This window comes from Shinella sp. H4-D48, from assembly GCF_022637395.1.
Taxonomy (GTDB): domain Bacteria; phylum Pseudomonadota; class Alphaproteobacteria; order Rhizobiales; family Rhizobiaceae; genus Shinella; species Shinella sedimenti.
The window spans coordinates 2,363,345-2,388,745 of sequence record NZ_CP093337.1 but is presented as its reverse complement, the minus strand read 5'-3'; the positions used below and the strand labels follow the sequence as shown (position 1 = coordinate 2,388,745).

The 25,401-nt window shown below is 62.6% G+C and carries 26 protein-coding genes; 10 read left to right on the top strand and 16 right to left on the bottom strand.

The window, feature by feature from the left end; genetic code table 11:
* Window positions 1–46 precede the first annotated feature (46 nt).
* The 3 genes from MNR02_RS11770 to MNR02_RS11760 form a co-directional block, all read right to left on the bottom strand.
* Window positions 47–907 (bottom strand): uracil-DNA glycosylase, encoded by an 861-nt coding sequence (locus tag MNR02_RS11770; protein WP_241946904.1) that lies wholly within the window; start codon window positions 905–907, stop codon window positions 47–49.
* A gap of 44 nt (window positions 908–951) precedes the next feature.
* Window positions 952–2,244 (bottom strand): Hsp70 family protein, encoded by a 1,293-nt coding sequence (locus MNR02_RS11765; RefSeq protein WP_241946903.1) that lies wholly within the window; start codon window positions 2,242–2,244, stop codon window positions 952–954.
* A 140-nt stretch (window positions 2,245–2,384) separates the two neighbouring features.
* Entirely contained in the window at window positions 2,385–3,173 is a 789-nt protein-coding gene (locus tag MNR02_RS11760) for an SDR family oxidoreductase (RefSeq protein ID WP_241946902.1), read from the bottom strand.
* Window positions 3,174–3,632: 459 nt separating this feature from the next.
* Between MNR02_RS11760 and MNR02_RS11755 the strand changes: the two genes are divergently transcribed.
* The 4 genes from MNR02_RS11755 to MNR02_RS11740 all read left to right on the top strand — a co-directional run bounded on the left by MNR02_RS11755 (window position 3,633) and on the right by MNR02_RS11740 (window position 8,581).
* Complete coding sequence (locus MNR02_RS11755; protein WP_241946901.1) at window positions 3,633–5,297, top strand: electron transfer flavoprotein-ubiquinone oxidoreductase; 1,665 nt, start codon at window positions 3,633–3,635, stop codon at window positions 5,295–5,297.
* Between the two features lie 255 nt (window positions 5,298–5,552).
* Window positions 5,553–6,182: a L,D-transpeptidase gene (locus MNR02_RS11750; RefSeq protein ID WP_241597130.1), complete on the top strand. Its 630-nt coding sequence runs from the start codon at window positions 5,553–5,555 to the stop codon at window positions 6,180–6,182.
* Between the two features lie 355 nt (window positions 6,183–6,537).
* Entirely contained in the window at window positions 6,538–7,536 is a 999-nt protein-coding gene (locus MNR02_RS11745) for an ABC transporter substrate-binding protein (RefSeq protein WP_241946900.1), read from the top strand.
* A 157-nt stretch (window positions 7,537–7,693) separates the two neighbouring features.
* Window positions 7,694–8,581 (top strand): proline/glycine betaine ABC transporter permease, encoded by an 888-nt coding sequence (locus tag MNR02_RS11740; protein WP_241597126.1) that lies wholly within the window; start codon window positions 7,694–7,696, stop codon window positions 8,579–8,581.
* Between the two features lie 61 nt (window positions 8,582–8,642).
* Here the strand turns inward: MNR02_RS11740 and MNR02_RS11735 are convergent, their stop codons facing one another.
* Window positions 8,643–9,038: a DoxX family protein gene (locus tag MNR02_RS11735; RefSeq protein WP_241597124.1), complete on the bottom strand. Its 396-nt coding sequence runs from the start codon at window positions 9,036–9,038 to the stop codon at window positions 8,643–8,645.
* A gap of 149 nt (window positions 9,039–9,187) precedes the next feature.
* Complete coding sequence (locus tag MNR02_RS11730; RefSeq protein ID WP_241946899.1) at window positions 9,188–10,201, bottom strand: zinc-binding alcohol dehydrogenase family protein; 1,014 nt, start codon at window positions 10,199–10,201, stop codon at window positions 9,188–9,190.
* 101 nt (window positions 10,202–10,302) lie between these two features.
* Here MNR02_RS11730 and MNR02_RS11725 point away from each other — a divergent pair, with 101 nt between their 5' ends.
* Window positions 10,303–10,707 (top strand): helix-turn-helix domain-containing protein, encoded by a 405-nt coding sequence (locus tag MNR02_RS11725; protein WP_241946898.1) that lies wholly within the window; start codon window positions 10,303–10,305, stop codon window positions 10,705–10,707.
* A gap of 24 nt (window positions 10,708–10,731) precedes the next feature.
* Here MNR02_RS11725 and MNR02_RS11720 read toward each other — a convergent pair whose 3' ends face one another.
* Entirely contained in the window at window positions 10,732–11,970 is a 1,239-nt protein-coding gene (locus MNR02_RS11720; protein WP_241946897.1) for an MFS transporter, read from the bottom strand.
* A gap of 345 nt (window positions 11,971–12,315) precedes the next feature.
* Between MNR02_RS11720 and MNR02_RS11715 the strand changes: the two genes are divergently transcribed.
* Window positions 12,316–13,254: a diacylglycerol kinase family protein gene (locus MNR02_RS11715; RefSeq protein WP_241597113.1), complete on the top strand. Its 939-nt coding sequence runs from the start codon at window positions 12,316–12,318 to the stop codon at window positions 13,252–13,254.
* 57 nt (window positions 13,255–13,311) lie between these two features.
* On the opposite strand, the gene MNR02_RS11710 is transcribed toward MNR02_RS11715, so the two are convergent.
* Window positions 13,312–14,682, bottom strand: a complete 1,371-nt coding sequence (locus MNR02_RS11710) for a glutamine synthetase family protein (RefSeq protein ID WP_241597111.1) — start codon at window positions 14,680–14,682, stop codon at window positions 13,312–13,314.
* A 149-nt stretch (window positions 14,683–14,831) separates the two neighbouring features.
* On the opposite strand from MNR02_RS11710, the gene MNR02_RS11705 reads away from it, so the two are divergent.
* Window positions 14,832–16,205, top strand: a complete 1,374-nt coding sequence (locus MNR02_RS11705; RefSeq protein WP_241946896.1) for an aspartate aminotransferase family protein — start codon at window positions 14,832–14,834, stop codon at window positions 16,203–16,205.
* A 49-nt stretch (window positions 16,206–16,254) separates the two neighbouring features.
* On the opposite strand, the gene MNR02_RS11700 is transcribed toward MNR02_RS11705, so the two are convergent.
* The 4 genes from MNR02_RS11700 to MNR02_RS11685 all read right to left on the bottom strand — a co-directional run bounded on the left by MNR02_RS11700 (window position 16,255) and on the right by MNR02_RS11685 (window position 18,573).
* Window positions 16,255–17,757 (bottom strand): AMP nucleosidase, encoded by a 1,503-nt coding sequence (locus MNR02_RS11700; protein WP_241946895.1) that lies wholly within the window; start codon window positions 17,755–17,757, stop codon window positions 16,255–16,257.
* Window positions 17,758–17,817: 60 nt separating this feature from the next.
* Entirely contained in the window at window positions 17,818–18,138 is a 321-nt protein-coding gene (locus tag MNR02_RS11695) for a YnfA family protein (protein WP_241946894.1), read from the bottom strand.
* Between the two features lie 67 nt (window positions 18,139–18,205).
* A complete protein-coding gene (locus MNR02_RS11690) occupies window positions 18,206–18,382 on the bottom strand; it encodes a hypothetical protein (protein ID WP_241946893.1) in 177 nt (58 codons plus the stop codon).
* 26 nt (window positions 18,383–18,408) lie between these two features.
* Complete coding sequence (locus MNR02_RS11685) at window positions 18,409–18,573, bottom strand: hypothetical protein (RefSeq protein WP_241597084.1); 165 nt, start codon at window positions 18,571–18,573, stop codon at window positions 18,409–18,411.
* Between the two features lie 165 nt (window positions 18,574–18,738).
* On the opposite strand from MNR02_RS11685, the gene MNR02_RS11680 reads away from it, so the two are divergent.
* The gene (locus MNR02_RS11680) at window positions 18,739–19,440 is read left to right on the top strand and encodes a glutathione binding-like protein (protein WP_241946892.1); all 702 of its coding nucleotides are present in this window, start codon (window positions 18,739–18,741) and stop codon (window positions 19,438–19,440) included.
* A 45-nt stretch (window positions 19,441–19,485) separates the two neighbouring features.
* Here MNR02_RS11680 and MNR02_RS11675 read toward each other — a convergent pair whose 3' ends face one another.
* Window positions 19,486–19,827, bottom strand: a complete 342-nt coding sequence (locus tag MNR02_RS11675) for a DUF2147 domain-containing protein (RefSeq protein ID WP_241597080.1) — start codon at window positions 19,825–19,827, stop codon at window positions 19,486–19,488.
* A 465-nt stretch (window positions 19,828–20,292) separates the two neighbouring features.
* Here MNR02_RS11675 and MNR02_RS11670 point away from each other — a divergent pair, with 465 nt between their 5' ends.
* Window positions 20,293–20,562 (top strand): sel1 repeat family protein, encoded by a 270-nt coding sequence (locus MNR02_RS11670; protein ID WP_241597077.1) that lies wholly within the window; start codon window positions 20,293–20,295, stop codon window positions 20,560–20,562.
* Between the two features lie 99 nt (window positions 20,563–20,661).
* Here the strand turns inward: MNR02_RS11670 and MNR02_RS11665 are convergent, their stop codons facing one another.
* The 4 genes from MNR02_RS11665 to MNR02_RS11650 all read right to left on the bottom strand — a co-directional run bounded on the left by MNR02_RS11665 (window position 20,662) and on the right by MNR02_RS11650 (window position 24,106).
* Window positions 20,662–21,774: a pyridoxal phosphate-dependent aminotransferase gene (locus tag MNR02_RS11665; RefSeq protein ID WP_241946891.1), complete on the bottom strand. Its 1,113-nt coding sequence runs from the start codon at window positions 21,772–21,774 to the stop codon at window positions 20,662–20,664.
* Window positions 21,775–21,859: 85 nt separating this feature from the next.
* A complete protein-coding gene (locus tag MNR02_RS11660; RefSeq protein ID WP_241597070.1) occupies window positions 21,860–22,285 on the bottom strand; it encodes a PilZ domain-containing protein in 426 nt (141 codons plus the stop codon).
* Window positions 22,286–22,406: 121 nt separating this feature from the next.
* Complete coding sequence (locus MNR02_RS11655; RefSeq protein WP_241597067.1) at window positions 22,407–22,763, bottom strand: hypothetical protein; 357 nt, start codon at window positions 22,761–22,763, stop codon at window positions 22,407–22,409.
* 119 nt (window positions 22,764–22,882) lie between these two features.
* Entirely contained in the window at window positions 22,883–24,106 is a 1,224-nt protein-coding gene (locus MNR02_RS11650) for an acyl-CoA dehydrogenase (RefSeq protein WP_241946890.1), read from the bottom strand.
* 229 nt (window positions 24,107–24,335) lie between these two features.
* Between MNR02_RS11650 and MNR02_RS11645 the strand changes: the two genes are divergently transcribed.
* Complete coding sequence (locus MNR02_RS11645; RefSeq protein ID WP_241946889.1) at window positions 24,336–25,364, top strand: PHB depolymerase family esterase; 1,029 nt, start codon at window positions 24,336–24,338, stop codon at window positions 25,362–25,364.
* The last annotated feature ends 37 nt before the right edge of the window (window positions 25,365–25,401 follow it).

Sequence of the window (25,401 nt, the reverse complement as noted above, 5' to 3'; positions counted from 1 at the left end):
AGCGTGTATCGTTAAGTAATTGAAAAATATGGCATGCATGAAATGCCTAGTCTTGCAGCCCTGCACGAAAAGCGAGCAGGTCCAGCCAGGCCAGCCGCTTGCTGATCGGCGCGGTGACCAGATCCTGCGGATGCAATGTCGCAAAAGCGGGGATGGTTCTGCCCGAAACTTCGATTTCACGCCATTCGCCACGGAGCTGATGGATCGTATCGTTCGACCGGAACAGGAAACGGGCAGCGAAATTGCCGAGAACGAGCAGGTGATTCGGCTCGGCCAGCGCGATCTGGCGTTCGATGAACGGCCGGCAGATATCGGCCTCGCGCTGCGATGGCGGGCGGTTGCCCGGCGGCCGCCACGGCACGATATTGGTCAACAGGATCTCGGCACGCGTCAATCCGATACCGGCGAGCATGCGGTCCAGCATCGCGCCCTGCCGGCCGGAGAAGGGTTGGCCGTCGCGGTCGTCTTCGGCATTCGGCATGGCGCCGATCACCATGACGGCGGGCTTGGCATTGCCCTCGGCAAAGACGAGGCAGCGCGCGCTAGTCTTCAGGTTGCAGCCGTTGAAGGCTTCCATCGCCGTGCGCAGTTCCTCCAGCGAGCGGGCGCTGCTGGCGGCAAACTCCGCTTCCGCGACCGCCTGGCCGTCCGGGATCGCGACGTTCGGCATGGGGGCCGGCGCGGCGGGGCGGGGCTGCTCCTGCCGTTGCGGCGCCTGCCTTGTAGGCCGCTGCGGCTCCGGTGGGGCCTCTTGCCGGGCCGGCATGCCGCGTGCCGCGCGCATCGCCTCGAATTCGGCTATGCGGTCGACAGCCTCTTCCTCCAGCAGCCAGTCGACGCCCGCATCCGCATAGAAATGCAGAAGCGCACGAAGCTGCTCGGGATGAAGGTCGCTGGCGGTGTTCATGGCCGCACCTTAGCGAAGCGGCGGCGCGGAGGAAAGCACCGCCCTCATGCTACCCACGTTGCGATGTCGTCGCTTTCGCCGATCAGGGCGAGACCGTGGGCGATAGACAGAAGCTCGCCGCCGCTTTCGATCTTGTCGCCGTCGAAGCGGCGCGTGAAGATCCCGCGCACCGCAGGCACGAAGGATGTGCCGCCGGTGAGAAACACCTTGTCGACGGCCGAAGCCGGCGTTTCGGTCTTCTCCAGCACTTCGTCGAGCGCACCCTCGATGCGGGCAAGGTCCGGTGCAATCCATTGTTCGAAATCGGCGCGCTTCACCGTCTTGCGCCCCGCGGCTCCGAGCGGCGGGAAGTGGAATGCCGCTTCCTCGTCTGCCGACAGCGCCATCTTGGTGGCAGAAATCGCCTGATAGAGCGGGTAGCCCTCGTCATGGTCCACGAGATCGATGAAGAGTTCCAGCTTTTCAGGCTCCAGTGCCGAGCGCACCAGCGACTTGAGGTCAGAGAATTCGCGCGTCGTTTTGAAGATCGACAGCTGGTTCCACCGCGAGAAGTTGGCATAGTAGCCCGAGGGCACTTCCAGCACCTTGTCAAAACTCTTGAAGTGCGAGCCCTTGCCGATTTCCGGTGCCACGAGATGCTCGATCATGCGGGAATCGAAATGGTCGCCCGCGACGCCGACGCCGGAGTGGCCGATCGGCGTTGCCGTCAGCCGTCCTGCCTGCCGCTCGAAGCGGATGAGCGAATAGTCCGTGGTGCCGCCGCCGAAATCCGCGACGAGAACGGTGGCATCGGTTTTCAGCGTCTGCGCGAAATAATAGGCGGCCGCGACGGGCTCATAGACATAGTGGATTTCCGGAAAGCCGAGCTTCGTCAGTGCCGCGTTGTAGCGCTCGATTGCGAGGTCCGGGTTGGGGCTTGCACCGGCGAACTGCACCGGCCGGCCGGCGATCACGCGCGATACGTCCGCAGGCCATCCGTCGCCGGCGTAGGTCTTCAGGCGGCGCAGGAAGATTTCCATCAGGTCGTCGAAGCTGTGGCGGCGCGCGTGGACGAGCGTACCCTGGAAGAGCGCGCTTGCCGCAAACGTCTTGATCGACTGGAGAAAACGACAGTCGCCGGGATTGTCGATGAACTGGCGGATCGCCGCCTGGCCGGCCTCGACCTTCAACGCCTGCGCGCCAACCACCGGATCCTTCATGAAGGAAAGCGCCGTGCGCATCGTGTCGGTAATGCCGGCGCTGCTTTCGAAGCGCATGGATTGTGTGTCGTTGTCGCCGGTGGCCAGCGCCATGACGGTATTGGTCGTGCCGAAATCGAGGCCGAGTGCCCGTGCCATTGCCGTGCCCCTGTCATTGCAAAAATGGATTGAACCGGGGCAGTTGGCCCCGTGCGAGGAGGCGCGTCAGGTGCGCCCTGATTTTGGAGAGCGCGCCAGATGGCACAGGCCGCGGCCGATGGCAAGGGGAGGGCGGCGGCTCAGAGCGAGCTTGCCGCTCCGCCGTCGCAGCGCACCAGGCTGCCGGTGACATAGCTTGCGGGAGCGCTGCACAGGAAGGCAGCGGTGGCGGCGAACTCCGCCACGGTGCCGTAGCGCCGGGCCGGGATGGCGGCTTCCGAGGCGGCGCGCACCTCTTCCACGCTCTTGCCGCTGCGCTCGGCGGCCGCGGCATCGAGGCTTGTCAGGCGGTCGGTCATGATGGAGCCGGGCAGCAGCAGGTTGCTGGTGATGCCGTATTGCGCAACCTCGCCCGAAAGCGTCTTCGACCACCCGGCCAGCGCCGCCCGCAGCGTGTTGGAAAGCGCGAGCCCGGGGATCGGCTCGATCACGCCGGAGGAGGCGACGGTCAGGATGCGGCCCCAGCGCTGCTCCTTCATGCCGGGAAGCAGCCGGTTCGTCAGCGTGATGATGCCCAACACCATGGACTGGAAATAGGTGGTGAGCTTTTCCACGCTCATGTCTTCGGTCGAACCCGGCGTCGGGCCGCCCGAATTGTTGACGAGGATGTCGACGCTGCCGAGCTTCTCCGCAACGGCATTCGCCACCGTCTCGACGAAACCGTCGTCCGAAAGATCGGCCTGCACCCAGTCCGCGCGGCCTGGGCCTTCGGCGTTTATGGCCTCGCAGTTCGCCTTCAAGGTTTCCGCGCTGCGGCCGCACAGCAGCACATGCGCGCCCTCGCGGGCAAGCGCAACGGCGATGCCTTTGCCGAGGCCGCGGGAAGAGGCGAGAACGAGGGCGCGTTTGCCGGCGATGCCGAGATCCATGGTATTGTCCTTTTATTGAGCGCCCGCTCGGCGCGATCGGCCTATTTTGTCGAGATGTGACGGATTTCCGCGGCGAGGGCGGCTCTGGTGCTGCGGGCGCGCCGCAAGCCGGCGTCTCGACGGTTGCCTCCGATATGGTGGAGCATGCCGCCGAAATCGTTCAAGTCTCGTACGGACATTCGGATAATCTCGTACATGGAAAGGTCTTGGGCAAACAGCTTGGCTGCGCATGCCTAGTCCCGCGGCATGCCAGAATCAAGTACAGGCCGGCTTGGATCCGTTACGGCGGTTGACGTTTACGTTAAAGTCAATAAAAATTCGACCGGTGTCATCACCTCATGCGCAAATGCGGGGACGCTCTGTCGCAGAACGGCTCGACAAGATTTCTGGTATTTGTCATGAGAGGGTCCACCAGAGGGTATTTCCGCGGCTTTCGAGGGTTGCGGCGAGGAGAGAAAAATGAGCGAAGAAATGGAACTCCCCGAACGCGAAAGCATGGAATTCGACGTTGTGATCGTCGGTGCGGGTCCTGCCGGCCTTTCGGCGGCGATCCGGCTGAAGCAGGTCAATCCTGATCTTACCGTCGTCGTGCTGGAAAAGGGCTCGGAGGTCGGCGCGCACATTCTTTCCGGTGCCGTGGTCGATCCCATCGGCATCGATCGCCTGCTGCCGGACTGGCGCGAGGATGCCGATCATCCGTTCAAGACCGAGGTCACGGACGACCATTTCCTGTTCCTCGGCCCGGCCGGCTCGGTGCGCCTGCCCAACGCCTTCATGCCACCCTTGATGAACAACCACGGCAACTACATCGTCTCGCTCGGCAATGTCTGTCGCTGGCTGGCGACCAAGGCGGAAGAGCTCGGCGTCGAGATCTATCCCGGCTTTGCCGCCACCGAAGTGCTCTACAATGACGAAGGCGCCGTCATCGGTGTGGCCACCGGCGACATGGGCATCGAGCGCAACGGCGAGCCCGGCCCGAACTACACGCGCGGCATGGCGCTGCTCGGCAAATATACGCTGATCTCCGAGGGCGTACGCGGTTCGCTCGCCAAGCAGCTGATCGCGAAGTTCGACCTCCAGAAGGATCGCGAGCCGCAGAAGTTCGGCATCGGCCTCAAGGAACTCTGGCAGGTCAAGCCGGAGAACCACAGGCCCGGCCTCGTGCAGCACTCTTTCGGCTGGCCGCTCGGCATGAAGACCGGCGGCGGCTCGTTCCTCTATCACCTCGAAGACAACATGGTCGCCGTCGGCTTCGTGGTGCATCTCAACTACAAGAACCCCTACCTTTATCCCTTCGAGGAGTTCCAGCGCTTCAAGACGCATCCGGCGATCCGCGGCACCTTCGAGGGCGGCAAGCGCCTGTCCTATGGCGCGCGTGCGATCACCGAGGGCGGCTACCAGTCGGTGCCGAAACTGTCCTTCCCGGGCGGTGCGCTGATCGGCTGCTCGGCCGGCTTCGTCAACGTGCCCCGCATCAAGGGCAGCCACAATGCGGTGCTGTCGGGCATGCTGGCAGCCGAGAAGCTGGCGGATGCGATTGCGGCCGGCCGCGCCAATGACGAGCCGATCGAGATCGAGCAGGGCTGGCGCGACAGCGCCATCGGCTCGGACCTCAGGAAGGTGCGCAACGTCAAGCCGCTCTGGTCGAAGTTCGGCACGGCGATCGGCGTGGCGCTGGGTGGTCTCGATATGTGGACGAACACGCTTCTCGGCTTCTCGTTCTTCGGCACGCTCAAGCACGGCAAGACCGATGCGGCCTCGCTGGAACCGGCGGCCAAGCACCAGCGGATCGATTATCCGAAGCCGGATGGCGTGCTGACCTTCGACCGCCTGTCCTCGGTGTTCCTGTCGAACACCAACCACGAGGAAGACCAGCCGGTCCATCTGCAGGTCAAGAATCCCGAGCTGCAGAAGACGTCCGAACTCGACATCTACGCCGGCCCGTCGACGCGCTACTGTCCGGCCGGCGTCTACGAGTGGGTCGAGAAGGATGGCCAGGACGTCTACGTCATCAACGCGCAGAACTGCGTGCACTGCAAGACCTGCGACATCAAGGACCCCAACCAGAACATCAACTGGGTGCCGCCGCAAGGGGGCGAAGGGCCGGTCTATCCGAACATGTAATGTTCGCGGAGACGGCCGCACGGACCCCCGCAGGCAAGAGCGCGGCGAAGGGCCGGTCTATCCGAACATCTAAATCCCGCAGCGATTACCGAGACCGAAAGGCCGCCCTCCAGGTGGCCTTTTTCGTTCGATCTCGCCTTTTTCCGGCCACGCTGGTTAATCCGTCTTGCAACCGCAACTGGCCGTTTAACCTTCGATTAACCATAACTGCATAGTTTTCGCCCCGACGGATCATATATTCAGGGGGCCTTAACCATGTCGATTTCCCGCCGCGGATTCCTGCTAGGCGCATCCGCGCTGCTCGCAGGCTGCGCTACCAACGGCAACAGCGACCGCGCCAATTACGGCGACCGTCTGGATGAGCGTCATCCGTTCAAGGCGATGCCGCTCGACAAGATCAAGCCGGAGCTGCGGCGTCAGGAAGTCGCCTATGCCACGACCCATGCCCCCGGCACCGTCGTGGTGGATACGCCGGCCCGCCGGCTCTACTACGTGCTCGGCGGTGGCAGGGCGGTGCGCTATGGTATCGGCGTCGGCCGGCAGGGCTACTCGCTGGCCGGCAGCGCCTATATCGGCCGCAAGGCGGAATGGCCGAGCTGGACGCCGACCCCGAACATGATCCGTCGCGATCCCCAGAAGAACCTGAAATATGCGGGCGGCGTTCCCGGCGGCCTGAACAACCCGCTCGGTGCGCGCGCCATCTATCTCTACCAGAACGGCAATGACACGATGTTCCGAATCCATGGCACGAACCAGCCGTGGTCGATCGGGCAGGCCATGTCGAGCGGTTGCGTGCGCATGCTCAATCACGATGTGATCGACCTCTATGAGCGTGTGAAGACCGGTGGCCGCGTGCACGTTATCCAAGGTCGCCGCGAGGCCTGAGTTTCCAGCGCACACAGCATCGTCGCAAAAGGTCAAAAGGCTGGCGAAAGCCGGTCTTTTCCTTTTTAAGGTTGAAAAAGCTGTTCGTTATCATAGGATTGCGAGCATCCCCGCGGGGCCCGGTCTGCTCTTGGTGGTATTAATAATTTGATACCACATGACGCATCGGGTTTAGTGGCAGACGCATTCATACCGGCATTCGATGCAGTAGCTGCAAAAGTCGAGAATGCGGTAATCGCGGATCAGGCGCTGCATCTGTGCCTGTCCGAATACGATCCGCGGAGGATAACGGGCTCGGCGGCGGTGCAGCGGGTCCGATGGGGCACAACGACACCGCCATAAAAAGGGAACCATCATGAAACATCTTCTCGCTTCCACCTGCCTCGTCGTCGGTCTCATGGCCATGACGGGTGCGGCGCGCGCCGAATGCGGCAACGTGACCATTGCCAGCATGAACTGGCAGAGCGCCGAGGTTCTCGCCGCGCTCGACAAGTTCATCCTGAGCGAAGGCTATGGCTGCAATGCCGAAGTTATCGTCGGCGATACGGTTCCGACCATCACCTCCATGACCGAGAAGGGCGATCCCGACCTCGCGCCGGAAGGCTGGGTCGACCTGCTGCCTGACGTCGTCAACCGCGGCATCGAGGAAGGCAAGCTGGTCGGTGCGGCTGTCGCGCTCTCCGACGGTGCCGTTCAGGGCTGGTGGATCCCGAAATACATCGCCGACGCGCATCCCGACATCAAGACCATCGATGACGTCTTCAAGCACCCGGAACTGTTCCCCGATCCGGAAGACAAGAGCAAGGGCGCCGTGCACAATGGCCCGCAGGGCTGGGGCGGCACGGTCGTAACGAGCCAGCTCTACAAGGCTTACGGCGGCGAGGCGGCCAACTTCACGCTGGTCGATACCGGCTCGGCTGCCGGCCTGGATGGCTCCATCGCCAAGGCCTACGAGCGCAAGGAAGGCTGGGTCGGCTACTACTGGGCGCCGACCGCGCTGCTCGGCAAGTACGACATGGTGAAGCTCGAGCACGGCGTTGCCTATGACGAAGCCGAGTGGAAGCGTTGCAACACCGTAGCCGATTGCCCGGATCCGAAGAAGAACGACTGGCCGAAGGACAAGGTGCAGACGCTCGTTACCAAGAAGTTCTCCGAACGCGCTGGCGAAGACGTCATGGGCTACCTCAACAAGCGTGCGTGGACCAACGACACCGTCAACAAGCTGATGGCCTGGATGACCGATAACCAGGCGAGCGGCGACGACGGCGCCAAGCATTTCCTCGAGGAAAACGAGGCGATGTGGACGGAATGGGTCTCGCCGGAAGCTGCCGAAAAGATCAAGGCAGCACTCTGATCGCCTGACACGATGCGGCGGCGCGCAATGCGTGCCGCCGCTCACGTTTCGTTTCGATGCATGCCTATGGCGCAAATCGATGCGCACTTTCCTTTGACATGCATCAGGGTTGGGCTCGCAAACCGGCACAAGACCGGTGGAGCGGAAGGGGATTGATATGGAATGGTTGACAAAATTTCCGACGATGGACGCGGGATCACTTCGCGATCTGAAAAAGGCGATCGATGAAGGCTTCCGTGGTTTCACGCGCGCCTATGGCGACAGCATCGAATCCCTTTTCGAGCCGTTGCAGCATTTTCTGATCTGGTCCGAGCGCTTCATGACGCGCACACCTTGGCCGATCATCCTCATTCTCATTGCCCTGATCGCATGGTTTGCCAGCCGCAACTGGAAGATCGTCGTCGGTGCAATCGCCACGCTTCTCGTGATCGGCTATCTCGACATGTGGGACGATACGATGAAGACGGTCTCGATGATCTTCGTCTGTACGGTCCTCTCCATCGTCATCGGCATACCGATCGGCATTCTGATGTCGCGCTCCGACAGGTTCCAGAACGTCATCAATCCGATCCTCGACGTGATGCAGACGATGCCGAGTTTCGTCTATCTCATTCCCGTGGTCATGCTGCTCGGCATCGGCAAGGTGCCCGGCCTGATCGCCGTGGTGATCTATGCCATTCCGCCGATGATCCGCCTCACCAATCTCGGTATCCGCCTGGTGGACAAGGATGTGCTGGAGGCTGCCGACGCGTTCGGGTCTTCGGGTTGGCAGAAGCTGAAGAACGTGCAGATGCCGCTGGCGCTGCCCACCATCATGGCCGGCATCAACCAGACGATCATGATGGCGCTCGCCATGGTGGTCATCGCCTCGATGATCGGCGTGCAGGGCCTTGGCCAGCCGGTGCTGAAGGCCATCTCCAACCAGTACTTCACGCTCGGCATCTTCAATGGTCTGGCCATCGTCGGCATCGCGATCATCTTCGACCGCGTCAGCCAGGCCTTCGGCAAGCGCCTGCAGAAGCATCGCGAGATCGTTCACGGCTGATCCGGAACCGGTCCGCAAGACAAGGGGCGCCCCGGCAAAGGCCGTGGGCGCCCTTTCTCGTTCAGCGGGCCGTCTTCCAGGCCACGACCATCAGGGCGCCGATGACGGTGATGTGTTCCATCACGATATAGAACTCGACGGTGCGCATTGGCTCTTCCATGGTCCAGAAATTGTGGGCCAGCGGAATGGTCAGTGCTGTGAAGACAGCGAGCATGCCGGCCCCAAGCCATGTCCAGCGGTTGGCGATGATGAGCGCCGAACCGACGAGCTGGACCACCGCGGTGGCGATGTTGAAGAGGGCGGGCGGCTCGAGGCCGAAATGGGCCATCTCGGCCACGCCGCCATTGAAGTCGGCCAGCTTGGCGATGCCGGACAACCAGAACATGGATGTAAGGACGAGGCGGGCAACGAAGCCGAAGGCACGGCTGCCGGTAATGCTTTCGACGAAGGCGGTCATTCTTGTCTCTCCGATGACATGGCCGCGACGGGCCGGTTCGCCCGCTCCCGCACGCCTTTCGACAGCGGGAGCGGTACGATCCTGTCTAGCAGAGATTCGGTGCGGGTTGTGCTGCCCGAAAAATAACCCTCGTAAATTTCAGAGGCGTGTCAAAATCCCTCCAGGACCAGCTTGCCGCGGGTGCGGCCGCTCTCGATCTGAGCATGTGCCTTGCGCAGGTTCTCCGAGTTGATCGTGCCGACCGTCTCGGCGAGTGTCGTGCGGATCTTGCCATCATCGACAAGCTGCGACACCGCGTTCAGCAGATTGTGCTGCTCGATCATGTCGGGTGTCTGGAAGAGCGGACGCGTGAACATCAGTTCCCAATGGGTCGACACCGCCTTGCGCTTGAAGGGCATGACATCGAGCGTGGCGGGGTCGTCGATCAGACCGAAGCGGCCCTGCGGTGCAATGGTCTCGACGATGGCGGGCAGGTGTTGCGCGGTGCTGGTGGTGGAGAACACGAAGGCCGGCGCCCCGATGCCGAGTGCCTCCACTTCCGCCGCCAGCGGCTTGCTGTGGTCGACGACGTGGTGCGCGCCGAGCTCCTTCACCCATGCTGCCGTCTCGGGCCGGGACGCCGTGGCGATGACAGCGAGATCCGTGAGGCTGCGGGCGAGCTGCACGGCGATAGAACCGACGCCGCCGGCACCGCCGATGATGAGGATGGCGTTGGCGGCACCGGACACGCCGTCGCGCACCTTCAGCCGGTCGAACAGCATTTCCCAGGCCGTGATGGCGGTGAGCGGCAATGCCGCGGCGGCAGCGAAGCCGAGCGAGGCGGGCTTGCGGCCGACGATACGCTCATCGACGAGGTGGAATTCGGCATTCGTGCCGGGCCGGTCGATGGAGCCGGCGTAAAAGACGGCGTCGCCGGGCTTGAACAAGGTCACATCCGGTCCGACAGCCTTAACGATGCCGGCGGCGTCGAAGCCCAGAACGCGCCATTCGCCCTCCGGCGGCACTGCCTTGCTGCGAACCTTCGTATCGACCGGGTTCACCGAAACGGCCTTGATCTCGACCAAGAGGTCGCGGCCCAGCGGTTCGGGCGTCGGCAGTTCGATATCGACAAGGGCGGTTTCGGCGGCGATGGGCTGTGGGGTCTGGTAGGCGGTGGCGCGCATCGTGGGTTCCTTTCGCGTTGAATGGAAACTAGATGAAGGGTAGCGTCGCTTTGCGCAAGAATGCACAAATAGTGTTCATAGTATCCAAAAGGATACCGTCGATGTCGCGTCCACGCGCCAAGCTCACCAGCAATTTCCCGGGTTGCCCCGTGGAATCGACCCTGTCGTTTCTTGATGGAAAATGGAAAGGCGTGATCCTCTTTCACCTTATTGACGGCAAGCTGCGCTTCAACGAACTGCGCCGCAAGCTTCCGAGCGTCACGCAGCGCATGCTGACCAAGCAGCTGCGCGAGCTGGAGGAGGCGGGTATCGTGTCACGCACCGTTTTCCCCGTCGTCCCGCCGCGCGTCGATTATGAGCTGACGGCCATCGGGGGCAGTCTCAAGCCTGTCATCATGGCGCTTGCGGCGTGGGGCGCACGCAATGTCATCTGCGACAACGGCCGCAACGTCATCCGCCTTGCCGATGAAAAGGAAACGGCGTCCCCGGGAAGGGACGCCGCCTGAAGGTTTGCGATTGACCGGAGGCTTTCACTCCGCCGGGCAGGCCGGGGATGCGGCGCGCTCCGCCTTTTCGAGCGCAAGCGAGACGAGGAAGACGCCGAAGCCGATTACGGCCGTTGCAGCCCCCACGAAGCCCATCGATTCGTAGCCGTACCCGGCATTGATCGCCATGCCGCCGAACAGTGCGCCGAGCGCATTGGCGATGTTGAAGGCGGAGTGATTGAGGGCGGCGGCCAGCGTCTGCGCGTCGCCGGCCACATCCATCAGGCGCGTCTGCAAGGCGGGGCCAACCACGAAACTGCACCCGATAAGGAAGCAGCACAGCCCGAGCAGCACGGGATCGTGCGCCACCAGGGACAGGGCGACGAGAACCCCGAAATACAGGACCAGCGACCAGCCGATGGTGCGCATCAATGAGAGATCGGCAAGCTTGGCGCCGAAAAGGTTGCCGACGATCATGCCCGCGCCGAAGATCGCCATATAGACCGGCACCATGCCGACATTGAGCCGGGCCACGTCGGTCACGATCGGCGAAATATAGGTGAAGACCGCGAACATGCCGCAAAAGCCGGTAGCGGCGATGCCGAGCGTCAGCCAGACTTGCTTACGCTTGAGCGCGCCGAGTTCCGTCAGGGCGTTCACGCCCTTGGGGGCCTTGTCGCGCGGCAGGAAGGTGGCGATCAGCCCGATCGTCAGAAGCCCCGTTACGCCGACGGCTACGAACATGAACTGCCAGTTGAGGATCTGCCCGAAAAAGGCGGCAAGCGGCGTGCCGATCAGGGTCGAGACCGTCAGGCCCAGCATGACCTTGCCGACCGCTTGCGTGCGCTTGTTGACGGGCACCATGGAGGCCGCGACAAGTGCTGCCACGCCGAAATAGGCGCCATGCGGCAGGCCGGAGAGAAACCGGAACAGCATGAAGCTGTGGAAGCTTGGGGCAGCCGCGCTTGCAAGATTGCCGGCGGCGAAAACGCCCATCAGCACCAGCAGGAGGTCGCGGCGGCGAAAGCGCGCGCCGATGACAGCAATGAAAGGCGCGCCGACCACGACGCCAAAGGCATAGGCGCTGATGACATGCCCCGCCGTCGCATTGCTGACGCCGAACGTGCCCGCGACATCGGGCAGGAGGCCCATGATGGCGAACTCGCCCGTGCCGATGCCGAAGCTGCCCACGGCGAGCGCCAGGATGATGAGGGTGACGGTCAACGCCGGAAGTGGCGGCTGCCCGGAGGAGAGGGCGGCATCGGGCAGTTTATGTTCGGACACGGTGGCTCCGCAGGATGTGGCCATGCGGCACATCCGGCCACGAACCATCACAAGGGCGGCCACTCCTCCTGGCTGCTTTGCGGTGCGGTTCGGCCGGGTTGGCCGCAATGGGGATAGATTCAGGCCGGCAGGCGTCTTCCCGACGCACGCGGCTGCCTGAGATATATCAAAACAGGTGCGGATGCCTACTGTGATTTTTCGCCCGCACCGGTTGAGCGGTGCACGCCGACTTCACGATTTATTGCATTCCCTTTCCTGACCGCCTGTGAATCGCCGCTTTCTCCCCTATCTAATGCAGCCATAGAGAGCCTTCAGGCGTTCTCGGCCAGGATGCGGAGTAGACGAATGAGAGTTCAGGCGATTTTCAACCGGGATGGCGGAACGTTTCGGACCACCGACATGGAGGCCTACGCCCGCCATGCGGAAGAGGTCTTCGCCGCGGCGGGGCACCATCTCGACTGTGACATCGTCGAAAGCTCCGATATCGAGATGGTTCTGCGCCGCTGCGCGGAACGCACGGATCTGGACGCGATGCTGGCCGGTGGCGGTGATGGCACGATCTCTGCTGCTGCCGGGCTTGCCTGGCAGAGCGGCATGCCGCTCGGCATCATCCCGGCCGGCACGATGAACCTCTTTGCCCGATCGCTGAAGATCCCTCTCGATATCTGGGAGGCGATCGATGCGCTGGCGGATGGTGATATCGCCGCTGCCGATATCGGCACAGCGGACGACCGGCCCTTCGTGCATCAGTTTTCCGCAGGCCTCCACGCCCGCATGGTGCGCCTGCGCAATGCCATGACCTACCGCTCGCGTGTGGGAAAGATCGTCGCCAACACGCGCGCTGCCTTTGGCGTGATCTTCGATCCGCCCGAATTCGAGGTGGAGTTCGAGGTCGACGGCGTTGCGGAAAGTCGCAAGGTCTCGGCCATCAATGTCTCCAACAACCGGTTCGGCGACAATGGCCTGCTCTATGCGGATGATCTGTCCGGCGGACATCTCGGTTTCTATACCACCGGCCCGTTGAAGCCGGCCGGCGTTGCGCGCCTTGCCTTCGATATCCTGCGTGGCAAGCTGCGCGAGAACGCCGATGTGCGCGAGATGACCGGCCGCGAAGTCGAATTGCATTTCCCGCGGGTCGATCGGTCGATCAACTGTGTGATCGACGGCGAGCTGTTGCCGATGGATCGCGACGTCTCGATCCGCCTGCATCCCGGCGAACTCAAGGTGATCGTGCCGAAGGTGCAGGCCGGCAACATGTCCACGACGGAGACGGCGGCGGCTTAAGAAAAGGCACGGCCCAGCACTATCCTTTTCCGCAAGCGGAAAATGAGCCCGAACCTCTCAGATCCGTGGCAGATAGGTCTGGTAGTCGAAATCCGAGACGGTGCGCAGATAGGTGATGGCTTCCTTGCGCTTCGTGTCGCCATAGAGCTTTTGGTAGGCTTCGCCAAAGGCGTCATTGATGAAGGGCGAGGCCGAGAACTCTTCCACCGCTGTCAGGAAGTCGTGCGTCAGGCGCTTGGCGTTTGGCACGTCCTTGCCCGGCTCCGTCACCGGGCCGGGGTCGAGTTCGTTGTCCAGCCCGAGCAGGATGCCGCCGAGGATCGCTGTCAGCAGCAGGTAGGGGTTCACGTCGGCACCCGCCACGCGGTGCTCGACACGCGCCGCCGGGCCGTCCTTGTCGGGAATGCGGATGGCGGTGCCGCGATGGCCGAAGCCCCAGGTCAGATCGACAGGTGCAAACGAGCCCGGCTGGAAACGCCGGTAGGAGTTGGCGAACGGCGCGAAGACGAGCTGCGCATCGCGCATCGTCTGCAGCATGCCCGCGCAGATCGATTTCAGCTTCACCGGATCGCGGCCCTTGGCGTCGAGGATGTTGTTGCCGTCCTTGTCGATGACGCTGCAATGCACATGCAGGCCGGAGCCTGCGTGCTCGGCATAGGGCTTCGCCATGCAGGTGGATTTCAGCCCGAAGCGGCGTGCGGCCTGCTCGGCGATGCGCTTCAGGTAGATGCAGTCGTCGGCGGCGGCAAGCGCGTCCGGCCGGTGCAGCAGGTTGATCTCGAACTGGCCGGGGCCGAATTCCGCTGTCGTGGCGTCCGCCGGCAGATCCATCTCCTTCGCCCACGCGCGTACCGTCTGGATATAGCCGTCCAGCGCATCGGTGGCGCGCATGTCGTAAAGCTGGAAGCCGTTCGGCTCGTCGCGATACATCAGGGCTGCCGGGGGGCGCGGCTTGCCGGTTTCGCGCCAGTCGTCCTCGACGACATAGAATTCGAGCTCGGTCGCCACGACCGGTGTGAGGCCGCGGTCCTCGAAGCGCTTCACCATGCGGGTAAGAATGGCGCGCGGGTCCATGAAGGAGGCGGTGCCGTCGAATTCGTGCATGGTGGCCAGCACCTGGCGTGATCCTTCGGGTGCCCAGGGCATCGACGTCAGAGAACGCCTGTCGGGAATGCACACGCCATCGGGGTCGCCCACGGACAGCGACAGGCCGGTAATGTCGTCGTTATCGTCGCCCCAGATGTCGAGCGACTGGGTGGAGGAGGGCAGGCGGACCGAGCCATCCCAGATCTTCTTCTCGGCTTCGGGCGGAATCTGCTTGCCACGCAGGTCGCCGTTCATGCCGACGAGAAGGATTTCGATACGGGCCTGGGAATTGGTGGGCGCGTTGACTGGCGGCGAACCGGCAGCCTTCTTGTCGTTTGTCATGGTGCCTGCTTTTGGTTTGGCGGGAAGCACCGACAGGAAATTTTGCTCGCGCAGCATCTCTTGCCAAATGCCTGTTACATGGGCATTTTCGTAACCCATTCTGTCCCGTCGTTCAATAAGGCGGGTTCCACCTGCAAGGATGTATTCAAATGTCGCAGACCAGTGCAGCAGCCGTTTCGAACCTCGGTGCCCTCGATGCCGCCCACCATCTTCATCCGTTCTCGGACATGAAGAAACTGAACGCGGCCGGCACCCGCATCATCGAGCGCGGCGAGGGCTGCTACATCTTCGACAACCACGGCAAGCGTTATCTCGACGGTTTTGCCGGACTGTGGTGCGTGAACATCGGTTACGGCCGCAAGGAAATCGCCGATGCCGTCGTGCGGCAGATGAACGAGCTGCCCTATTACAACACCTTCTTCGGCACCACGACGCCGCCGGCCGTGCTGCTCGCGCAGAAGATCACCTCCCATGCCGGTCCCAACATCAACCGTGTCTTCTTCACCGGTTCGGGGTCGGAGGCCAACGACACCTGGTTTCGCATGGCCCGCGTCTACTGGGGCGCCATGGGCAAGCCGACCAAGAAGGCCATTATCGCCCGCAAGAACGGCTATCACGGCTCCACCGTCGCCGGCGCCTCGCTCGGCGGCATGAAGTGGATGCACGAACAGGGCGATCTGCCGATCGCCGGTGTGCACCATATCGACCAGCCCTTCTGGTACGGCGAGGGCGGTGATCTCTCCTCCGACGAATTCGGCCTGAAGATGGCCCGCCAGCTGGAAGAGAAGATCGACGAGCTCGGCGAGGACAACGTCGCCGCCTTCGTAGCCGAGCCGATCCAGGGCGCGGGCGGCGTTATCGTGCCCCCGGCCACCTACTGGCCGGAAATTGCCCGCATCTGCAAGGCGCGTAACATCCTGCTCGTCACGGACGAAGTCATCTGCGGTTTCGGCCGCACCGGCCACTGGTTCGGTCATCAGCATTTCGGCGTCGAACCGGATCTGGCGCCCATCGCCAAGGGTCTTTCCTCCGGCTATCTGCCGATCGGCGGCGTCATGGTATCCGATCGCGTGGGCAATGTTCTGGTCGAGGAAGTCGGCGATTTCAACCACGGCTTCACCTATTCCGGTCATCCGGTCTGCGCCGCCGCGGCACTGGAAAACCTGCGCATCATCGAGGATGAGAAGCTGGTCGAGCGCGTGCACGACGATATCGGCCCCTATCTTGCCGCCGGCCTGAAGTCGCTGGAGGATCTGCCGATCGTCGGTGAAGTCCAGCAGGTCGGCCTGATGGCCGCCGTTCAGCTCGCCGAGGACAAGACGACGCGCAAGCGCTTCGAGGACAAGGAAAAGGCCGGCGTCACCGTGCGCAACCATTGCCTGGACAATGGCCTCGTGCTCCGCGCCACCGGCGACCGCATGCTCTTCTCCCCGCCGCTCGTCATCACCCACGCCGAAGTCGACCAGATGATCGACATCACCCGCAAGGGCCTGGAACATGCCTGGACGGTGATGAAGGGCTGATCGGACACAAAGGGGCGGTTTACCGCCCCTTTTTAGTTCTCGTCGCAGTCTACTGAAACGCGGTCTCGAAGAAGCTTCTGAGTTTGCGGGAATGCAGCTTTTCCGTCGGCATGCCGGCGAGTTTTTCCAGGGCGCGGATGCCGATGCGCAGGTGCTGGTTGACCTGGGTGCGATAGAAGGCCGTGGCCATGCCGGGAAGTTTCAGCTCGCCGTGCAGCGGCTTGTCGGAAACGCACAGCAGCGTGCCGTATGGAACGCGGAAGCGGAAGCCGTTGGCGGCAATGGTCGCCGATTCCATATCAAGCGCGATGGCACGGGACTGGGAGAGGCGTTTGACCGGCCCGCGCTGGTCGCGCAGTTCCCAGTTGCGGTTATCGATCGTCGCTACGGTGCCGGTGCGCATGATGCGCTTGAGGTCATAGCCTTCGAGGCCGGTGACCTCCTCCACGGCGCCTTCAAGCGCGACCTGGATTTCGGCCAGCGCCGGGATCGGCACCCAGACGGGCAGATCGTCGTCCAGCACATGGTCCTCGCGCACATAGGCATGCGCCAGCACGTAATCGCCCAGGGTCTGGCTGTTGCGCAGGCCCGCGCAGTGGCCAAGCATCAGCCAGGCGTGCGGGCGCAGCACCGCGATATGGTCGGTGATCGTCTTGGCGTTGGACGGGCCGACGCCGATATTGACCATGGTGATGCCGCCATGGCCTTTCTTCTTGATGTGATAGGCCGGCATCTGCGGCAGGCGGCCGGGGGTAATGTCCGGGTCCGGCCTGTCGGAGCCGGCGTGTGTGATGATGTTGCCCGGCTCGATGAAGGCCGTATAGCCATTGCCGCCCTCGGCCATCTGCTGGCGGGCCCATTCGCAGAATTCGTCGATATAGAACTGGTAGTTCGTAAACAGCACGAAGTTCTGGAAATGCGTGGCGCTCGTCGCCGTGTAGTGGCTGAGGCGGGCGAGCGAATAGTCGATGCGCTGTGCGGTGAAGGGCGCAAGCGGCGAGGGCTCGCCGGGGCCGGGCTCATAGGCACCGTTGGCGATCTCGTCATCGGTGTTCGAAAGGTCGGGCGCATCGAAGAGATCGCGCAGCGGCAGGTCAATCCCGCCGGCCACGTCCGCTTCTACATGCGCGCCTTCCCCGAAGGCGAAATGCAGCGGGATCGGTGTCGTCGATTCCGACACGATGACCCGCACGCCGTGATTGCGCATGAGAAGCCCGAGCTGTTCGATCAGGTAATGGCGGAACAGTTTCGGGCGGGTGATGGTCGTTGTGTAGACGCCGGGCGAGGCGACATAACCATAGGAAAGGCGGGAATCGACATGGCCGAAGCTGGTGGTCTCTATGCTCACCTGCGGATAGCAGGCGCGAAAGCGCGTCTGCGGCGCGCCGGTGCCGGCAAGCGAGGAAAAGGCATCGGTCAGGAAGCTCGTATTGCGATCGTAGAGCGCTTCGAGCGCATCGACGGCGGCCACCGGATCATCGAAGGATTTGGCCTCGTAGGCGGCGGGCGTGGCGTAGGAAAGCGGCTTGGGCGAGAAGATTCGTTTGCTCATGAATCACTATAGGTGTTGTCTTTTGACAAGCAAACGACAACTTCAGCGCGCCTGCAAGCCTTATCGAGGTGCGGCGAGGATCACACCGGCACCGACGAGCGCCAGTGTCGCGCCTGCAAGGTCGAAGCGATCCGGCCGCATGCCCTCGGCAACCCACAGCCAGAGCAGTGATGCTGCAATGTAGACCCCGCCATAGGCGGCATAGGCGCGTCCCGCAAACGCGCTGTCGGCCTGTGTCAGAAGCCAGCCGAACAGCGCGAGGGAAACCATGCCGGGAACGAGCCAGAGACCGGACTTGTCCAGCCGCCACCACGCCCAGAAGGCAAAGCAGCCGGCGATTTCGGCTAGGGCGGCGACGGAAAAGAGAAGGAGGGATTTCATCCGGCGCTCCGCGAAAACGTCAACGTCTCCGGGTTTAGCACGGATCAGCCGGCTGGGAAGGCCGGCGTCAGCTCATCGACTGGCGCTGGAGGGTGACGAAGAGAACGAGGCCGGCGCCCTGCTTTTCGATGCCGAGGCCGCCGGCATTGCTCCAGGCGAGACCGCCGACCGGCGCGATCATCATCGCCGAGAGGGCGAGGATGCGCAGAAGCGTCGCGGCGGTGTTGGTAAGGGCGGCGGTCATAGTGAGGTCCGTCTTTCGGTTCAGTATCAGATAGAGGCGCGGCACATCTGCGGTGCGGAGCATGCGACAAGCTTGCCGTTGGCATTGTGGGTGCCGCGGCGGTAGTCGGTCTCGACGGCAGCAGCGAGCATGATCGCGAAGATCGCCATCAGAAGCGTGATGATCGTGAGGCGGCGAGCGAGAATGTCCATTGTCTTGTCCCTGACGCAGAATGTTGCTGTGACGCCTTTGTCGCATTCCGGGACTGAACGCTCCCTGAGAGGCCGGTTCATCTCCTGTTCAGAAAAGGTGTGAATGTGCCTTGAAGCGGCGCAGGGCACCCTCTACGTGTTGAAAAACACGAAGGAGAGACCGAAATGACCGCGCCGATCGAAGTCTATTACTGGCCGACACCCAATGGCTACAAAGTCACGATCATGCTGGAGGAACTGGGTGTTCCCTATGACATCAGCTACATCAATATCGGCAAGGGCGAGCAGTTCGCGCCTGACTTCCTGAAGATCGCGCCCAACAACCGCATGCCGGCGATCATCGATCCGGACGGACCTGATGGTGCGCCGATCTCGATCTTCGAGTCCGGCGCGATCCTGCAATATCTCGGTCGCAAATATGGACAGTTCTATCCGGCGGACGAGCGCCGGCGCGTCGAGGTGGACCAATGGCTGTTCTGGCAGATGGGCGGGCTTGGACCGATGGCGGGACAGGCGCACCACTTCCGGGATTACGCACCTGAAAAGATTGCCTACGGCATCGATCGCTACACCAATGAGGTGAACCGCCTCTATGGCGTGATGAACCGGCGGCTTGCCGATCGCGAATATCTGGCTGGCGATTACTCCATCGCCGATATGGCATGCGTCGGCTGGGTGCGGTCCTACGAAAAGCAGGGACAGGATCTGAACGACTTTCCGCATCTCAAGCGGTGGTTCGAGACGCTGATGGCGCGACCGGCTGTCGAGCGCGGCATTGCGGTCGGCCAGGAAGAGCGGGCCCGTCAGGCCAACCTTGCCGAGGACAAGGAAGCGCAGAAGATCCTGTTCGGCCAGCGCGCCCAATAATCGAACACAGCAAAGCCGGCGCCTGGCGCCGGCTTTTCGGTTTCCTCAGAGCCGTGTCCAGGTCTGAGACTTGCACAGAACCGCCAGCACGCAGCCTTTCATGCGCAGTGAACTGCCGGTGACCGTGCCCGAGCCGCTATAGGTCTTGTCGGTTTCCGGGTCAGTGATCGATCCGCTGTAATCGGTGCCGGCACCATTCATCTGGCCGATGCGCTTGCCGGCATGTTTTCCCGTCTTCAAGGTAATGCAGAAGCCGCCGCCGCATTTGGCGATCGCGGCGGTCGCGCCGCTCGCCGTCTTCCAGTTGCCCTCGATGGGCTCGGCGGCATGGGTAACGGCAGCAGGCATGGCCAGAAGCGCCGCAATGAGCAAGGTCCTCAGTTTCATTCTCTTCCTCCTCCAGAATGAGCGCGCAGAATATCTTACGCAAACGTAAAGGTAAATATACGTGAAAGCCGGAATCCGGCGCCTTCAGAGGGGTGGACGAGCCCCAAATCTTGCTGTTCGAAAAATCACTGCCGTTCGCCGTGGTTAGCAAAGCGTTGAAATCGCCGTTTGAACAATCGGTAAATTTTGAAGCAAATCCGCCGGATTTCAGAGGGTCCGATGTTTAACGAAAATCCAATTTTACCAAGCGTTTGGATTTTGTTTGTCTCAAATTAAGCATGCCTTTTAAGCGCATTTTGAAGGCCCCGCGGCATAGTGGAGCCATAAGACGAGCACGGAATAACCGGCCGGCAAAACTCTCAGGGAAGACCAAAGCCGCGAAGACGGCAGGCGCCAGGAGAGGCCCGAAAGGGCAGGTAAAACAGGACAAAAGAACAGTAAACCAGTCAGACAGGGACTATCGAAATGGCACGCTTTGATTTTCAGAACACCGAAACGGCCGCCATGACTGGCGGTGAAAACCGCGCCGAAACCTTCTGTGACATGGGCCTGATGTATGCGACGGGCCGCGGTTGCGATATCGACGTGGTGCAGGCCCACAAATGGCTCAACATCGCCGCGATCAAGGGGTGCGACCGCGCCGCTGAACTGCGCGCCGATCTTGCCGCGACAATGACGAAGACAGATCTCGCCATGGCGCTGCGCGCCGCCCGCGAGTGGATGACGCTTCACTGATAAGACAGGCCTCAACAGGCATTCGCAAAGCCTCCCGCAGACCCACGGCAACCGGCGCCAGAACCGGAGCTCCGTTGGCCTCGTCGGGAGGCTTGGCGTTTATACCAGTTTTTTCAGCACTTTGGGCAGGGCTTCTTCCAGCAGGGCCATGTCGCTTTCCATTCCCGTGCTGATGCGAATGCATCGGTTGAGGGGCGCAACACCCGGCATGCGGATGAACACGCCATGCTCCATGAGCCCTTCGACGATGGCCTTGGCATGCGCGCCGTCGCGGCCGCAGTCGATGGTGACGAAATTCGTGGCGGAGGGGAGTGGCGCAAGGCCGTTCGACTGCGCAATGGTGGTGATGCGCGCGCGCGATGCCGCGATGCGGCCGATCACATCCTTCAGATAGGCCTGGTCATCGAGTGCGGCCAGCGCTGCCGCGATCGACACCCGCGCCATGCCGAAATGGTGGCGGATCTTGTCGAAGGCCTGCGCATTGCCAAGCGTGCCGATGGCATAGCCCACACGCGCACCCGCCAGTCCGTAGGCCTTCGAGAAGGTGCGCATGCGCAGAATGTTCGGTTGGCCGATCAGCGCGGTAATGGACGGAATGGTTCCGGACGGCGCCGTCTCGCCGTAGGCCTCGTCCAGCACGAGCAGCGTCGTTTCCGGCAGAGCCTTCGCGAAGGCGACGACGCTGTCGGCATCCCACCAGCTGCCCATCGGATTATCGGGGTTCGCGAGGTAGACGAGCGGAGCATTTTCCCGCCGCACAGCATCCAGCAGACCATCGAGATGCTCGCGGTCGCCCGCATAGGGCACCGTGACCAGCCGACCGCCATAGCCGTTCACATGATAGTTGAAGGTGGGATAGCCGCCGAGCGAGGTGACGACGGGCGTGCCCGGCTCCACGATCAGGCGCGCGATATCGCCGAGCAGACCGTCGATGCCGCTGCCGATGGCAATGTTGTTGCGCGATATGCCGTGATGAAGGGCAAGCGCCTCCCTCAGCTCGAAATTCTCCGGGTCGCTGTACATCCATATCGTCGTCGCTGCCGTGCGCATGGCCTCGATAACGGAGGGGGCTGGGCCGAAGCCGCTTTCATTGGCGCCGATGCGGGCGCGGACCGCAAGGCCGCGGGTGCGTTCGATTGTTTCGGGGCCGACAAAGGGAACGGTGGAGGGCAGTGCCTGGGCAATGGCGGTAAAGCGGGAAAATGCGGACATGAAAACGCCTGGGATCGGTGAACGGACAAGGTGCCGGAATCGGCTTTGCCGGCACCCTAGCCAATAATCCCCGGTTGCGAAACGCTCAGGTGATGCGCGATCCCACGCCGCCCTTTTCGACACCCACCATGTAGCGCCGCTCCGGCACTTTCGGCTTGGCGGCACCGCCGGTGAAATAGTCGGCGCGCACGATGGTGTGCAGCAGCTCCTCGTCGATTTCCTTGATGAACTGCACGCCGATGCGGCTGTCGGTGCGATAGACCTCGGCGCAGCCGATGCGCGACGTGACGCCGACGATGGAAAGATAATAGTGCAGCGGAAGGCCGATCGTCGTGGTGACGCTGAAGCTCGCGCCGCCCTGGGAGATGTCGATCAACTGGCAGCTACGCATCTTCGGCGCGCCCAGATCGAAGCCCACGGTCATCAGCATACCTTGCCGGTTGACCGCGTAACGCTCCCACTTGCGTTCATAAAGGCCCGCGGCGGAACGCGGATCGGCGCCAATGCTCATTGCGATACTCCCGAGGAGGACGATCATGTCCGACACAGATGAGGCAGTGTTGCAGCGGAGTATTTTGTTTCGCTGAAGCAAATTTTTAAAAGTTTAATCGACGCATATTTTGTGCGGCCGATCAGGCCTCATGCAGGTCGGCCGGTCGCCCCAGCACGACCTTGAGGAATTCCGTATCGAGGAACATGTTGAAACGCACGACCATCTCGTCGCCGTCGCGCTTGAACTCGGTGCAGGGAATGCCGTCGCGAATGCCCTGGATTTCCAGATAGAAGTTCTCGGGCAGCGTCAGCGTCCGATTGATGGAGAGCACCGCACCGGCACTCGAAATGCTGCGGATCAGGCAGGTGTAGCGCAACGCCGTGCTGAGGTGATGACCGATCGGCGTGATGAAGCCGGGCCGGTCCAGCCTGTACTGGACGAAACTGCGCTTGGGCTGGCGCGCATGGGCCTGTTCGTGGAGATGTTCGAGAGGCATGAAGCCCTCCCGCTTCTGTTGCCGGACTGGTACTGTACCGAAACGGGATGGAGAAAGCGTAAAAACGGCCGCCCGTATTCTAACGAGCGGCCGCCGAAATTGCGAAATGTCAGGTCAGCTTACTGGAAGGCCTGAAGACCGGTCTGCGCGCGTCCGAGGATCAGCGCATGGATGTCATGCGTGCCCTCATAGGTGTTGACGGCTTCAAGGTTCATGACGTGGCGGATGACGCCATATTCGTCCGAAACGCCGTTGCCGCCGTGCATGTCGCGCGAAACGCGGGCGATATCGAGCGCCTTGCCGCAATTGTTGCGCTTCATCAGCGAAATCAGCTCGGCAGGCGCGCGATGTTCGTCGAACAGGCGGCCAAGCCGCAGCGCGCCCTGCAGGCCGAGCGCGATTTCGGTCTCCATGTCGGCGAGCTTCTTCTGGATGAGCTGCGTTGCGGCGAGCGGCTTGCCGAACTGCTTGCGGTCGAGCGTATACTGGCGCGCGGCGTGCCAGCAGAATTCGGCGGCACCCATGGCGCCCCAGGCGATGCCGTAGCGGGCGCGGTTGAGGCAGCCGAACGGACCGGCAAGGCCCGACACTTCCGGCAGCAGGTTCTCTTCGGGAACGAAGACGTCCTGCATCATGATCATGCCGGTGACGGAGGCGCGCAGCGAGAACTTGCCCTCGATCTTCGGTGTTTCGAAGCCTTTCATGCCGCGTTCCAGCACGAAGCCCTTGATCTTGTTGTCATGCGCGTCGGACTTGGCCCAGACGACGGCAACATCGGCGATCGGCGAATTGGTGATCCAGTTCTTGGCGCCCGAGACGAGATAACCACCGTCGACCTTCTTCGCGCGGGTGATCATGGAGGAGGGGTCAGAACCATGGTCGGGCTCCGTCAGTCCGAAGCAGCCGACCCACTCGCCTGAGGCGAGTTTCGGCAGGTACTTCTTGCGGGTCTCTTCGGTGCCATAGGCGAAGATCGGGTGCATGACGAGCGAGGACTGCACGGACATGGCCGAGCGATAGCCGGAATCGACGCGCTCCACTTCGCGGGCGACGAGGCCGTAGGACACGTAGTTGGCGCCGACGCCGCCATACTCTTCCGGGATGGTCGGGCCGAGCAGGCCCAGTTCGCCCATCTCGCTCATGATTTCGCGGTGGAAGATCTCATGGCGGTTGGCTTCGGTCACGCGGCTGGCGAGCTTGTCCTGGCAATAGGCGCGCGCCGTATCGCGGATCATGCGCTCTTCGTCCGTCAGCTGATCTTCAAGCAGGAAGGGGTCGGCCCAGTCGAAGGGCGCCATCTTGGCGCGCGCCTGCTCGGGGGTGGCGCTGTGGTGCTCGCTCATGGGGTTCCTCCTGTCGCGGATCTGTCGTTGCAGAAGTGCTACATCAGCTTGACCGGGTTCGAAAGGCCGGGAACGAAATGCAGGGCGTTGCACTTTGGCTATTTATGAATGCCCTCATGAATCCGCAGAATGAGCCATCTCCGATATTTCGCCGACTGTGCCTTGATCCTGCCGCGCACACTGCGCAAGTAAACTGACGATGGGCAATTCCATGAAAGAGAGGCCAAGCATGCGGGATCGCTTCAAGCGGTCGGTCGAGCGACTGTTACCGGCCGAAACGCGGCTGGGAGATCTGTTCTGGCCGTTCCAGCCGACCACGGAACGCAGGACGCCGGCCGTGCGCCGCCGCGTGGACACAGGCTCGCCGCTTGTCGAGACGAGTGGCTTCGGCAGCAATCCCGGCGGCCTTCGCATGTTTCTACATATCCCCGAGGGCCTGCCGTCCGGGTGCCCGCTCGTGCTGGTGCTGCACGGTTGCCGGCAGGATGCCGAAAGCTATGACCGCGCCGCCGGCTGGGCCTCGCTTGCCGACGAGCGTGGCTTTGCCGTCGTTTACGCCCAGCAGCGGGAGGCGAACAATCCGCGTCTGTGTTTCACCTGGTTTCGCCCGAGCGAGGTGACACGTGACCGCGGCGAACTCATGTCGATCCGCCAGATCGTGGCCCATGCCGCCGGGCTTGCGGCAAGCGACCGGCAACGCATTTTCATAACGGGCCTTTCGGCCGGCGGCGCCATGACGGCTGCGATGCTGGCGAACTACCCTGATGTCTTCGCCGGCGGCGCCATCATCGCCGGCCTCCCGTTCGGTGCCGCCCGCGACGCCACCCGCGCCTTCGATGCGATGGCGCAGGCCCCGGATCATACGCCCCGCGCCTGGGCCGATCTCGTTCGGCTGGTCTCGCCGCGCATTCGCCGCAAGCCGTCGGTCTCGATCTGGCATGGCACTGCCGACGATACGGTCGCGCTTTCAAACGGCCTCGCGCTTGTCGAGCAATGGCGCGACCTCTACCGCCTGCCGAAGGATGCCTTCGTCGAAAAGCGCCTGAAAGGCCGCCGCATCCGGATCTGGCCGGACAAGGACGGCAAGCCGCTTGTCACCTTCCATGAAATCGACGGCATGGGTCACGGCACGCCGGTCATGTCGGGCGAGGGCGGTGGCTACGCGGCCTCACCGGAACCCTTCATGCTGCAGGCCGGCTTTTCCTCGACGCTCGAGATCGCCAAGGAATGGGGCATTACGCGCAAGTGGAAGCGCTGATCTTAAGCTCGCACGCGCTTTTCGTCTGATTGCCGCT